Annotated in this window: 10 protein-coding genes; 1 reads left to right on the plus strand and 9 read right to left on the minus strand. The window is 55.8% G+C overall.

Translation table 11 applies throughout. From position 1 onward, the window contains the following. The first annotated feature begins 867 nt into the window (after positions 1–867). Positions 868–2,784: a methyl-accepting chemotaxis protein gene (locus C1N58_RS09735; RefSeq protein WP_394549638.1), complete on the plus strand. Its 1,917-nt coding sequence runs from the start codon at positions 868–870 to the stop codon at positions 2,782–2,784. Positions 2,785–3,108: 324 nt separating this feature from the next. On the opposite strand, the gene C1N58_RS09740 is transcribed toward C1N58_RS09735, so the two are convergent. The 9 genes from C1N58_RS09740 to dgcA all read right to left on the minus strand — a co-directional run bounded on the left by C1N58_RS09740 (position 3,109) and on the right by dgcA (position 13,544). After that, on the minus strand, positions 3,109–3,450 hold the full coding sequence (locus tag C1N58_RS09740; RefSeq protein ID WP_394549639.1) for a hypothetical protein: 342 nt from the start codon (positions 3,448–3,450) through the stop codon (positions 3,109–3,111). Between the two features lie 445 nt (positions 3,451–3,895). Beyond that, positions 3,896–4,804 (minus strand): LysR family transcriptional regulator, encoded by a 909-nt coding sequence (locus tag C1N58_RS09745; protein ID WP_032413424.1) that lies wholly within the window; start codon positions 4,802–4,804, stop codon positions 3,896–3,898. A gap of 570 nt (positions 4,805–5,374) precedes the next feature. Next, positions 5,375–6,196, minus strand: coding sequence for a M55 family metallopeptidase (locus tag C1N58_RS09750; RefSeq protein ID WP_015065586.1), 822 nt, complete (start codon positions 6,194–6,196; stop codon positions 5,375–5,377). Further along, positions 6,193–7,236 carry a DmpA family aminopeptidase gene (locus C1N58_RS09755; RefSeq protein ID WP_394550850.1) on the minus strand — a complete coding sequence of 348 codons (1,044 nt, stop codon included), beginning with the start codon at positions 7,234–7,236 and terminating at the stop codon, positions 6,193–6,195. Before C1N58_RS09755 ends, C1N58_RS09750 begins: the two co-directional genes overlap by 4 nt. Before the next feature lie 2 nt (positions 7,237–7,238). After that, positions 7,239–8,123: an ABC transporter permease subunit gene (locus C1N58_RS09760; RefSeq protein ID WP_394564841.1), complete on the minus strand. Its 885-nt coding sequence runs from the start codon at positions 8,121–8,123 to the stop codon at positions 7,239–7,241. Continuing rightward, entirely contained in the window at positions 8,120–9,052 is a 933-nt protein-coding gene (locus C1N58_RS09765) for an ABC transporter permease subunit (protein ID WP_015065583.1), read from the minus strand. Before C1N58_RS09765 ends, C1N58_RS09760 begins: the two co-directional genes overlap by 4 nt. An 81-nt stretch (positions 9,053–9,133) precedes the next feature. Further along, a complete protein-coding gene (locus C1N58_RS09770; protein WP_015065582.1) occupies positions 9,134–10,675 on the minus strand; it encodes a glutathione ABC transporter substrate-binding protein in 1,542 nt (513 codons plus the stop codon). A 22-nt stretch (positions 10,676–10,697) separates the two neighbouring features. Further along, entirely contained in the window at positions 10,698–12,563 is a 1,866-nt protein-coding gene (locus tag C1N58_RS09775) for an ABC transporter ATP-binding protein (protein ID WP_394564842.1), read from the minus strand. 15 nt (positions 12,564–12,578) lie between these two features. Continuing rightward, positions 12,579–13,544 carry an N-acetyl-D-Glu racemase DgcA gene (gene dgcA, locus C1N58_RS09780; RefSeq protein ID WP_394564843.1) on the minus strand — a complete coding sequence of 322 codons (966 nt, stop codon included), beginning with the start codon at positions 13,542–13,544 and terminating at the stop codon, positions 12,579–12,581.

Below are 13,544 nucleotides of genomic sequence, written 5' to 3' on the forward strand. Positions count from 1 at the left end.
TTCAGGCGGGTTACGATGACTGTATTAATGGGGCTCACTGTTCTGTGCAGCAGCACTAAGCCTGTCATCCTGCCCGTCACCCGACGCTCGCTTCAGTGATTTCATCAGACATGAATGGTCAGAGGGGTTATCAACCTGACATGCCGGACTGTCTGCCATAAATAATGCTGTTCATGCCAGGCAGAGATAAAAAATTCCCCACCTGAATAGCGGGGAGCGAACTAACTAAACAGTTCCAGGCTACTTTAGCTGCAGGCGCCAGCAGCCCCCACGTTAATGAATTATTGTACTGATATCTGAGCGTTGCAAACGAGACGGTGACACGACGCTAATTTACATACCGGTTTCTTTTTACTTAGTCAGAATCCGACAAGATCTAAAAATATCAGGACAGCCGCTTCGTTAAAATTAACATCAGAGGAAAACATGACAGACACAATATTGCGCTTATTTGCAAACCAGACAAGAAACGCAAGGCGATTTTATATACGTTTAATAGGATGCCTGCTCCACTAACGCACCCCTTTTACGCCATTTCTTGTTGAAACCCTTAAAATCACCCACACTCTTTTTATACCAAAGCAAATAAAATTAAATGTATAAAATTCAAAGTCTTAATTAATTAATCAACCCAAAAACCTTTGGTTAAACGATAAAGTAGATTTCATATAATAACGCCTGAAATAATGAAATGCCTGATTTTAATCCAATGAAAACGGGCGTGATTAGGTTGATCAAAATCAAATAAATTTAAAAATAACGGGCAAAAATCAAAAGAAGCATAACGAATGTATCTTTTGTGCCGATATACGATTACCGCCTGAGAAACCTAAGACTCGGGGTAACGTTCAACACAGAGTTAATTAAATGAAAATTATAAAAAGCTTTTACAATTTAAAGATAGGCGGGAAACTGGTTCTGGGTTTTCTGTTAGTTATTCTTGCCTCACTGATTATCTCTTCGCTGGCGCTCAAATGTTTTTTAAATATCAAAGAGAACTCTGCCAAACGTGACATTACCGTACAAATGCTGGATTCGCTGGCTAAAGCCCGGCTTAACCGCACACTTTTTCAGTATACTCGTGAGACGAAGTTTATCGAAATCAATGGCGAGGCAATGAACCAGCTTTCGGGTTTACGGCAAAGCCTGGAGCACTACTCCTGGTCCACGGCCGGGCGTGAAAAGCTTTCTGTTCTCAGCGTTGCCCTGAATCAGTATCGGGAGAAACGGCAGACTTTTCTTGCGAGTACAGACAAAACCGTCTTCGCCTTAAATGAACTGAACCGCCTGGAACTGGCCGCGCTGTCAGAAAAACTGGCAGCCCGACAGACGTCCGTTCCTGCTGACGCTGCTCAACTGCTCACGCTGAGCCTGAAGATCGAACAGGCCGCGTTTTATGTGCAGGCATTTATTAAAACGCCAGATTCGTCATCGCTGGATAAATTTGCTGGCATCAGGGATACCCTGTCATCGCTTAAGACCCAGCTGTCCGTTCCGTCCGCTTCAGAATTCACTACCTTGTTAGCCGAAGTGGAGCAAAAAACAACGTCCGGCCCTGTGCTGTTGAACAACTATCTTCTTGCCGTTAACGCAGAGAAACACGCCTCAGACGACATGACGGCCGCCGCAGGCAAACTTAATCAGTCCATGACAGATTTGGCTTTCTTCCAGTCTCAGATGGCTGAAGAGTACATACATACCGCCCTCTGGCAGATAGGTTTCACCACGATTACCTGTATTATTCTTAGCCTTGTTGTCGCCTGGAGAATGACCCGTAGCATTACCGTTCCCCTGAAAGAGACGCTTTCTTCAGCAAAACGCATTTCAGCAGGCGACCTGACGTCAGAAATAACCAGTTCGCGTACTGATGAACTGGGCGAACTGATGACCGCCGTCGGTGCCATGAATCACAGTCTGCGCACTATCATTTCGAAAGTCCGGGACGGTGTGAACAGCGTAGCACGCGCCTCCTCTGAAATTGCAGCAGGTAATACTGACCTTTCCTCACGAACAGAACAGCAGTCCGCAGCCGTTGTAGAGACCGCTGCCAGTATGGAAGAGCTGACCTCCACCGTAAAACAGAATGCTGAAAACGCCCATCATGCCAGCCAGTTGGCTACCGAAGCATCACATAACGCCAGCCGTGGCGGGGAAATTATCAGCGACGTGATCGCCACGATGGGTGGGATAAGTCAGAGCTCGGGCAAAATTGGAGAAATCATCACTGTCATTAACGGCATTGCTTTCCAGACGAACATTCTGGCGTTGAATGCCGCGGTCGAGGCGGCACGGGCAGGCGAACAGGGACGCGGCTTTGCTGTGGTAGCAGGTGAAGTACGTAGCCTGGCACAGCGCAGTTCTGTTGCGGCAAAAGAAATTGAGGCACTCATTCGCGAATCCCTGGAGCGCGTAAACAACGGTACCGAACTGGTTAACCGTGCCGGTAATACCATGGGAGATATCGTCAAATCCGTCACTCAGGTCAGAGATATTATGGGCGAAATCGCTGCCGCGTCTGACGAGCAGAACCGGGGCATTACCCAGATAGCGCAGGCGATGACGGAAATGGATACCACGACGCAACAGAATGCTGCGCTGGTTGAGGAGTCATCTGCGGCGGCCAGCAGCCTGGAGGATCAGGCGCTGGAACTCGAAAAAACCGTGGCCGTATTTCGGTTACCGGCACCCTCTTCAATGACCGTGACCAGCGCTCCGGTGATCGCGCGCAGTCGGCACATTCCGGCTTCAGTGAAAACCTCAGACGCCAACTGGGAGACATTTTAAGGCATAACGCAAGGCCGTGCTGGGGCGCTGTGTGTGACGCGCCTCAGCAAGGGTTGATGCGCCTGACGGCATCGGGAGGATACGTGACTGAAAATAAAATGCATACCGCTCACATTATCGTTGGTGAGGCAGCCGAAGCCCTGTTTTATGAAGCCGATTCAATCACGCGGAAAACGTTAATTGATAAGCTCTACAGCATTCTGCAGCAGGAAACAGGCAGTCAGCGTAAAGCCGCAATCATCGAAGCAATAAACTGTTCATTTGATTTGTACACTCAGTGCCTGAGGAAATGTGAAAGCCCTTCAGTCAGGAAGCATCCTTACCTTACGAAACGTAAGTGCCACTCAGGCGCGTCATACGCTTGAGGTCCTTCTCACGACCACAAAGGCGAAGAATGGCCGCAAGTTGTGCTTTCACGGGTAAAAACACCTGCTGCGATTTGATACTCACGGTAACGGTTTCGCCTACTGAGAGAGCAGTCCAGCCTTGTTCTGTCAAAATGTGGAAGCCACCGAGGAGTTCAACCGGCACCGGACCAGTCTCAGGTCGCAGCAAAAAGTCGGAGCGGAACCGTAAAGACGTCTCATCAGCATAGTTGGGCCAGGCGTATTTCTTGCTCAGAAAAGCCGCGGCATGCGAAGGCAGGACAATATCGATATCGTTCACCGGCCCCTATTCAAGGCCGTAAAGCACCATGGCCGCTCCCCCGATCACCATCCAGGGCAAAGCGTGCTGATTCAGTTGCTGTGCCATTTTTGCCAGGGTTAATTCTAAATCGTCCATATATCACTATCACTCGGTTGAGCGCGTTTTACGACGTAATGTTTTTTCGTTGTGCTGACGTTGTCTTAACGCAACTGGATAACTGTATGCCAGGTTTATGACATCTGAAGGCAACTGCAAGGAAGAGTCAGAATCGCGACAGGTTGGCTAAACAGCACCATCATAAAGCCCTCTGTCGCCTTACCCGATCAGAAATGACGTAAACCGGTGCAGGAAAAACGGCGCAACCTGTCGTCAGGCCAGCCACAACGCGCATCTGAAAAGCCCGACCAGGGCCGTTCAGGCGCGGCGAAAGGCCTGAACGCAGCTCGTACCACCGTTTATTTGCTCAGTCACAAATAAACTGCGCTTCGCACTGGCGGGCGATTTCCCACAGCCTGTTGCGAATCACCTGCTTAAGTTGCAGCGTGGACTGGGACTGGGGTTGATCACGACGGCTGATCAGCATCACTTCAAACGGCAACGGTTGTGCGACGGGGAGTAATTTTAGCTGTTCGGCATAGCGGCAAGCCGTGAACAGATCCACCACGCCCACACCGCCGCCTGCCAGTACCATATCCGCAATCACCGAGTAGGTTTTAATCGATAACGACACCGCCGGATTCAGCTTTTTATCGCGTAGCGCGCGGTGCAGGACGCGCCCAAGCGGATCCTGGGTCTGCATCATCAGCAGGTTATTCGCGCATAACCATGCCAGCGTAACGGGCTCATGTTGGGGATGATTTGGCGGCAGCAGCGCCACCATTGACGACTGAAACAGCGGTTCCGCCAGCAGCGCTGCATCCACCTGCTGACCAAAGACCAGGGCGAAATCAAGCTGATTCTCCAGGATCATTTGGCATAAGGTACTAAAGTGTTCCGTGACCAGTTCAACGCTGACCGAGGGCACCTGTTGTCGCCAGGTGACCAATGCCGGTGCCAACACCATTTGACCGAAAGCGTGAGCCGCACCGACACGGACGATCTGCCCTTCGCCGCGTCGCAGTTGTTCAGTGAGCTGGGTGATGGATTGTAAGCGTTGGTAGAGATCTTCCACCTCTGGCAGCAGCCTTCGTCCTTCTGCCGTGACGCTCATGCCCTGGATACGCCGCTCAAACAGCGCAAAGCCCAGTTGCTGTTCTGCATGGTTCAGCACGCGGCTGATATTGGGCTGCGATACGTTGAGCAGGCGCGCGGCTGCGCTGATGCTGCCGGTCTGTACGATGGCCTGAAAGACTTCTATGTGACGGAGCCGCATCATTATTTACCCTGTGTGGATTCAGCTACCCGCAGGCCGCTGTGATGCACCCTTTCCAGCGCTTCACTTACAGCACCGCCAACGTCTGAATCAAAATGGAAAACCTGAACCATCTGTCATCTCACCCGCGGTACGGGCAAAGAAACGGCCAGCGCCTGAATCTGTCCTGCCTCGTCGTTATTCCTTACTGCCGATACGATCCGGGCGGGTAAAGACAGGACAATCCCTGCTGCAAAAATTGTACCGTAAAACAGAGGGAGGCGAAGCGACCCGCTACCGCCTTGCGCTGAAATAAGGCGGCGCCGGGCTTATGCAAGGGGAAACAGGTGCAAATCGCGCCGGTCTTGGCCCATTTCCCCTCACTGGCTGAATCATTGAAAAGGGTAAAGCCAGGCGTTCGCCCTGCCATGGTGCAGCGGGGAGACGGCCGGGTTATCTCATGAGGGTCAACGGTGCCTGGTGGCGGATTGTCGGTCAGTGCGCACGATCGCGCCCGGCGGCGATGTTTCTGAAAAAAGGAAGCTGCAGGGGCGAAGGTTATCCGCCCCTGACCTCATGGCTGTCCCTGTGCTACGACTGGGTACTCGCCAGGTAAGAAAATGCACTGAGCAAGCTGATCAACGTCTCCATCCGCTCTGCCTGATATCCCACGGTAACCGCATCGATGCGCGTGACGCCGGGGATCAGGCTGAACAGATCGGCCAACACGGGTTTACTGGCCTGAAGCTGCATATGATAAGGCGCGGTCAACCGGGTCGTGCGCGTATCGCGCTGATGCTCAAGCGCGGCGCGTGCAGCACTGCCTATGGCACGTTGTGCCGCTTTGGGACTAATGGATTCCGCGCAGGTATGGGAAATGGCGCGTTTGACACAAACGTAGTCAACCGTTGGGTAATATTCGGCTATCCAGCTCTGTAGCTGATCGTCGCCCGTGACCAGCCACAGTGGCGTGCCCTGCTCAGCGGCGGCAGCGGCGTAAATATCAGTTTCGCCCATCACCAGGCCATTGATATGGATACGCCAGAATGCACGGCCATTAATGGTGTGCGCCAGTACGCCGGGTTCGCCTGCTGCGCTGTGATAGCCCACCAGAAATAATCCGTCGAACGTCTGCTGTTCTATGCCTTCAACCATCGATAAGCCGCGCGGTTTGCCCTGCACCAGCCGGGCGCGGGGATCAAGATTTTCCGCCCGCAGATTGGTCATTTGCGCATGGCTGTCTGCGACGACCACCTCCGTTGCGCCTCCCGCGAACGCCCCCTCTATCGCGGCATTCACTTCCTGTTCCATCAGACCGCGGGCCAACTGATATTCCGGGTTGCCGGGTGTGCATTGCTCCGGGCGCATAACGCCCGCGATACCTTCAATATCGGCAGAAATAAAAATTTTCATGTGGTTAACCTGTCCAGAATCTGAGTCAGTGAGGGACGATGGTGACCCCGAAAGCCGGTAACAGGCTCTGCGCTCAACAAGGCATCGAGTACAGCCTGTTCGGTGGCATCTGCCGCGGCGGAAAGCAGCGGCTCCAGCATGGCGTCCTGCGGCGGTTGTGGCAGCGGTTGCGTTGAAAACGCTACGGCGATATCGCCCGAGCCGTGGCCCCAGTAGCTGCCCAGCCGCCCGAGGCCGGCACCGGCACGCTTCGCGATACGCTTCAACTGACGCGCATCCAGCGGCGCATCCGTCGCCATCACGATGATGACAGAACCGGCATCACGCTGCGGTGCCTCTCCTGCCAGCAGCGGTGCAATCACTTCACCGAGTCGCACACCGTCAAGCGTGAGCGCGCTGAGCGCGCCAAAATTCGCCAGCACCAGCACTCCCAGCGTGGCATTGAGCGACGGAATAACACGCGAGGCCGTGCCGATCCCGCCCTTCAGATTAAAACAGCTCATCCCGCGTCCTGCGCCAACGCTGCCGCGGGAAAAGTCCGCTGCGGCTGCATGCAATGCTTCCTGCGCCATCGCCTCACTGATGGCCAGCGCCTGAATATCATTGAGCCAGCCGTCGTTGCACTCCAGGGCCAGCGGGTTCACCGTCGGTAGCGTCCGCCCGAGTTCCGGGTTACGACGGATGGCGTCCCGTACCAGCGCGGTAAACAGCGTGCCCACCGCCAGCGTGTTACTGAGCAGAATCGGCGTGTGTAACACACCCAGCTCCTCGACCTGTGTCAGTCCGACCGGTTTCGCAAAGCCATTCAGAACCTCAGCCCCGCACGGCAGCGGCGTGAGAAACAGGTTATCACCCGGCGGAACGATAGCGGTGACGCCAGTCTGCCGCTCTCCCTCAGCCAGCGTGACGTGGCCGACGCGCACACCAGCCACATCGCTGATGCGATTAGTGGGGCCACATGCGCTGCGCGGCTGCCCCAACTGACGCTCGTTACGCCAGCGATCCAGCAGCAGTTCGCACTGCAGTTGTTGAAAGTCCATCATCAGCCCTTGAGTTTCGGGTCGAGCGTGTCACGCAGCGCGTCGCCGAGCAGGTTAAACGCCAGCACCGTGATAAAAATCGCCAGCCCCGGAAACACGCTCATGTGCCACGCGCCCGCCATCATCATGCTCCGGCTCATGGCCAGAATATTGCCCCATTCAGGCACATCCGGCTCCGGTCCGAGGCCAATAAAGCTTAAGCCTGCCGCTGTGAGAATACTGGTGCCAATGCGCATCGTAAAATAAACAATGACGCTGGAAAGCGTGCCCGGCAGAATATGGCGCAGGATAATGATTCGGTCGGGTGCACCGGCACAGCGCACGGCTTCCACATAGGCAGCCTGTCTCAATGACATCGTGGAGGCGCGAACAATCCGGGCAAAGACGGGCACGCTGAACACCGCGACGGCGATGATGACATTGTTCAGGCCCGTTCCCAGAAGCGCCACCACCGCAATGGCCAGCAGCATGCCGGGAAACGCGAATAACACATCAGCACCGCGCATGATCAGCATATCGACCCAGCCACCGTAATAGCCCGCCAGCAACCCCAGCACGACGCCGACAATCATGCCGAGCGTCACGGACAGCACGCCGACATACAGCGAAATACGCGCCCCATAGATAATACGACTGAGCAGGTCGCGCCCCAGTTCATCGGTGCCCATCCAGTGTGCTGCCGAAGGGGGCGAGGATAACGCCATCCAGTCGGGTGCCATCGGATCCCAGGGAGCCAGCCAGGGCGCAAAGATCGCCACCAGAATCAACAGCAGGACAAATCCGCCTGAAACCAGCGCCAGAGGATTGCGCACAAAAGCATGCAGGAAATCGCGCCACGGCGAGCGAATGACCTGAGGCGGGTTGTCAGTCAGCGATTGATGACTCATCTCGGCTCCTGTCGCAGACGAATTGCCGGATTGACTACCGCGTAAAGCAGATCCACCAGCAGATTAATGACGATAAACTCAAATACAAACAGCATCACCAGCGCCTGAATGACCGGCTGATCCTGCGCTTTGATCGACTCAATTAACAGCCAGCCTAACCCTGGCCAGTTGAAGACACTTTCCACGACAATCGAACCGCCCAGCAGAAAACCAAACTGCAACCCCAGCATGGTGATCACCGGGATGAGCGCATTACGCATCACGTGTTTCCACGTCACCAGACGGTTACGCAACCCTTTCGCTTTCGCGGTGCGTACGTAATCTTCCTGTGCCACTTCAAGAAAGGCCGAGCGGGTAAAGCGTGCCATGACCGCCGCAACGGACGATCCCAGCGTGATGGCGGGCAGGACAATATCGCTGGCCTTGTTAAAGCCGCTGACCGAGAACAGGCCAAAAGGCATCGCAACGAACTGGATTAGCAGCAGCCCCAGCCAGAACGCCGGCATCGAGATCCCCCCCACCGCCACGCTCATTAGCGTCCAGTCTTGCCATTTCCCTCGTTTCAGGGCCGCGAGTACGCCAAGCATCAGGCCGAGAAGCACAGACCAGGCGAAACCGGCTAAGGCGAGCCACAGTGTGGGCAGGAAGCCCTGCTTAATCACCTGCAGCACCGGTTGCTGGGTGCGGTACGTGGTGCCAAGATCGCCATGTAACAGGCTGTCTATCCAGTTAACATACTGCTGCGGCAACGAGTCGTTGAGCCCGAGGTGCTGACGTGCCGCTTCGACCGCTTCAATCGGTGCATCCGGTCCGGCATAAATGCGCGCCGGATCGCCCGGCAGCAGCTTGATGAAACCGAAAACCAGCAGCGAGACCACCAGCAAAACCGGGATCATCTCCAGCAATCGGCGAATGATGTATGCAAACATGCCATTCCCTGAAATAAAGGTGAGACGGGGAGCCTCACATGCCGCCGCAACCGGCAAGGACACGTGAGGGACATCCGCGACTTATTTAAACGACGCCTGAGTAAACAACAGATTGCCATCAGGCAGCATCGAAACGCCGCTCAGGGTGCTGCGTTTGCCTACCAGATTGTCTGGCGTGCCAAGGAACGCCACGGGGGCCTCTTTCCACAACAGCTTTTGCGCTTGTGCATAGGCGATACCACGTTTTGCCGGATCGGCCGTCGCCAGCCCGGCAGCAATCGCCTTGTCGACGTCAGGATTGCTGAAATAGGAGACATTGTACGAGGTAGGTACCCATGATTCGGTGGCGAACAGCGGACGCAGAGCCCAGTCGGCATCGCCTGTAGACGTCGACCAGCCGCCATAATAGAGGTCAAATTCGGCTTTTTTCGGGTCCTGAACGCCCCACAGCTTCGCGTTGCGCGTTCCGGAATCCATCGGTGTCACCGTGGCGCGAATACCCACCGTGGCCAGTTGCGCCTTCAGCACCTGGGCGGCGCGCACGCTGGCGGTCGCATTGGTGACCCAGAGCTTGAGATCCAGCCCATTCGGGTAGCCCGCCGCTTTCAGCAACGCTTTGGCCTTATCCGGCGCATAGTGGTAATCGGGATCGCTCTGCTTCTCATAGAACTGCACCCCTTCCGGCATCGCGGAGGTGGCCGGTTTACCCAAACCGGCAAAGGCCACCTTCAACCACAGATTACGGTCAATCGCATAGTTGATTGCCTGGCGCACGCGGACATCGGCCAGAGGTTTATGCTGCGTATTGATCGCCATGTAATAGAGATAGATGCTCGGATCGCGCTGAATCGCGAGGTTGCTGTCCTGCTTCACCGCCGCGATCAGATCCGAAGGCAAAGGCCAAATGGCATCCACCTGACCCGATTTCAACGCGGCAACCCGTGTCGCATCTTCCGGACTGGGTGAGAAGATCACCTGATCGACTTTGGGCCAGCCCTGCCGCCAGTAACCGTCATATTTCGCCAGCGTGACCGCTTTGCCCGGTGTCCAGTTTACGAATTTAAATGGTCCGGTCCCCACCGGATGCAGCCGCAACTGGGCCTCGTCCGGATACTGTTTCAGAACCGACGGGCTCCACATTACCGCCGAAGGGTGCGCCAGCGTGTTAATAAAAGCACCAAATGACTGATTGAGTGAGATTTTCACCTGATCGGGAGCCAGCACCGTCACCTTATCGATCATTTTGTACAGGCTGTTGCGCTTCAGCCCTTTTTTCTGGTCTGCCAGACGATCAAGGTTCGCTTTGACCGCTTCCGCATCAAAAGGCGTACCGTCCTGGAAGGTAACGCCTTTACGCAGCGTCAGCGTAAATTCCGTCGCACTGTCGTTGGAGGTGTAACCGGTCGCCAGCCAGGGCTCCAGCTTCATCTGGGGATCAAACTGAAACAGGCGCTCAAAGATACCGCTCTGCACCGAGTAGCTGACATTATCCGAGGTATCGTGCGGATCGAGCCCCGTAATATCGGCATACATTGAAATGCGCAGATCCTGTGCCTGCGCAGTCATGACCAGTGTCGTCGTTAAGGCGAGGGCGAGTGAAGTACGGCGGAACAGCGTTTTCATAAAATCTCCTGGTCGTTAAGGATTATCGCAATGCAATGCCGTCAGCGACCCAGTGTTGCGGTGCAACCTGCCGATAACGGGGTTTCGTGACCGTTTCGCCCACCTTTCGCAACGGCGAAGGAATTTCGCTGTCATCAAAACGGCGAGGCTGACGGTTCTCGGGATCCGCCACCGGCACGGAGGCCAGCAGACGTTGGGTATAAGGATGTTGCGGTTGATTAAAGACCGACTGGCGCGGTCCGAGCTCGACAATCTGGCCGAGGTACATCACCGCCACGCGGTTGGCAATGCGCTCGACGACCGCCATATCATGAGAGATGAATATCCAGGCTACGCCCGTTTGCTGCTGGAGATCCATCATCAGATTCACCACCTGCGCCTGAATTGAAACGTCAAGGGCCGATACGGCTTCATCAGCAATAATCACTTTCGGTTTCAGGGCCATCGCGCGGGCAATGGCAATACGCTGGCGCTGACCGCCCGAAAATTCGTGCGGATAACGACGCGCGTGCTCCGGCAACAGCCCAACGCTTGTCAGCAGCGCATCGATGTGTGGAGAGGCCTGTTCCAGTGAGTCCACCATGCCATGCAACAGCAACGGCTCGGCAATGGTAAACCCCACCGTCAGACGTGGATTCAGTGACGCATAGGGATCCTGAAACACCATCTGAATTTCACGGCGCAGCGGCTGGAATGTCGTCTCTTTCAGATGAGAGATTTCCTTTCCTTCAAAGTGGATGCTTTCCGCCTCACTGGCGATCAGGCGCATCAGCGCACGCCCGGTGGTCGATTTACCGCAGCCGCTTTCACCCACGATGGCCAGGGTTTCACCCGGCCACAGACTGAAATCAATCTGCTCAACCGCATGCACATGATGCGTATGGGTCGAGAAGATGCCGCTGCGGATGGGGTAATACACTTTTAGCCCACGCACATCGAGTAGCGGTTCGCTGTCGTAGCGCGCCGTCAGCTGTTCATGTCGCGCCGCCTGTTGTGCACCCAACAGGGGAAAGCGTTGCGGCCACGCGTATTCACGCATATCGCCCAGTTTTGGCACGGCTGCCAGCAACGCTTTGGTATACGCATGCTGCGGGGCGGCAAAAATCTCTGACACGGTGCCCTGCTCGACCACTTCGCCACGCAGCATGACCACAACACGATCCGCAATTTCCGCCACAACGCCCATATCATGGGTGATAAACAAGACCGCCATGTTTTTCTCGCGTTGCAGCTCACGCAGGATATGTAAAATGCGCGCCTGTACGGTGACGTCCAGCGCCGTCGTGGGTTCGTCGGCAATCAGGAGTTGCGGATCACAGGCCAGCGCCTGAGCAATCATCACGCGCTGGCGCATCCCGCCGGACAGCGCGTGCGGATAGCTTTTCATGACGCGATCGACATCGGCAATACGTACCTGTCGCAGCAGTTCACGTACGCGCGCATGAGCCTGTTTCTTGTCGCACTGATGATGGTCGCGTAACGCTTCGGTGAGTTGATCATCAATACGCAGCACCGGATTCAGTGAGGTCATCGGCTCCTGAAAGATCATCGCCATTTCACGGCCACGCAACGTGCGGCGCTGACTGTCATCCAGCGTTTCTAACGCATGAACTTCTCCGCGGCGATCGCGAAACTGCATGCTGCCGCGATCGATACGGCCGCTGCTCGCCAGCAAGCCCATCACGGCCAGCGACGTGACTGATTTACCTGAGCCGCTCTCGCCCACCACGGCGACAATTTCGCCTGGATAAATGGCGAAACTGATGCCTTTCAGCGCCTGATTCTCACCACTACGTCCACGAAATGAGACGCTAAGGTCCTGAACAGCAAGCACCGGTGATGCACCGTCAGCACGTGTGGCAGAAGAAGTGAGTCGTGTGTCCGTCATCAATGCCTCGTCGCGTTACAGCCAGATACGGCCATCGGAGTAATTCAAAAAAGGAGAGCTGTCGGCCGCCAGCCAGATCGGGCCATCTAAATCGACGTGCTCTGCGTGCACCGCCACGGGCAATGCCGCTTCCATTGCCAGGGATGAACCCAGCATGCAGCCGACCATGATGCGCATGTTCTGCTTGTGCGCTTCATCGACCATCGCCAGCGCTTCCGTCAGACCTCCGCACTTATCCAGCTTGATGTTGATCATCTCGTAGCGATGACGCAGGCTGGCAATGTCCTCTCGCGTGTGGCAACTCTCGTCCGCGCAGACGGGAACAGGATGACGGAAGCGTTGCAGGTCATGATCCTGACCAGCGGGAAGCGGTTGCTCGACCATCGCGATGTTAAAGGCCTGAAGCGCCACCAGCAGGCTTTCCAGATCCATTCCCGACCAGGCTTCATTGGCATCGATAATGAGCGTCGCATGCGGGGCCGCCGCACGAATCGCCGCCACTTTTTCCAGAACCGCATCGCGGTCAAGCTTGATTTTGAGCAGGATGGCACCCCGCGAGACGGCATCCGCCGCCGCCAGCGCCATGTTTTCCAGCGTATCGAGGCTGAGGGTTTCCGCCGTGACGACCGAGCGTGGCGGCGGGCATGCACTTTGTTGCCAGAGCGTTTGACTGGCCCGTGCGGCGTCAAGTCGCCACAGTGCGCAGTCCAGCACATTGCGCGCGGAGCCGGCGGGCAAACGGTGTTGCAGATCATCGCGGCTCAGGCCTGCTTCCACGTCAGCACGTACCGCCTCAAGCTGGGCCTGAACGTTGTCTGGCGTTTCATCGTAGCGCGCCGTTGGTGTACATTCGCCCTGCCCAATAAAGCCGTTTTGCTCAAGCGTGACACGGATAACCGTCACGGCGGTACGCACACCTCGCGAGATAGCAAACGGTCGCGCCAGCGGCAGTTCCACCACGTTGATCTGCACCTGTCTCAT

The organism is Pantoea sp. SGAir0180, assembly GCF_043546245.1.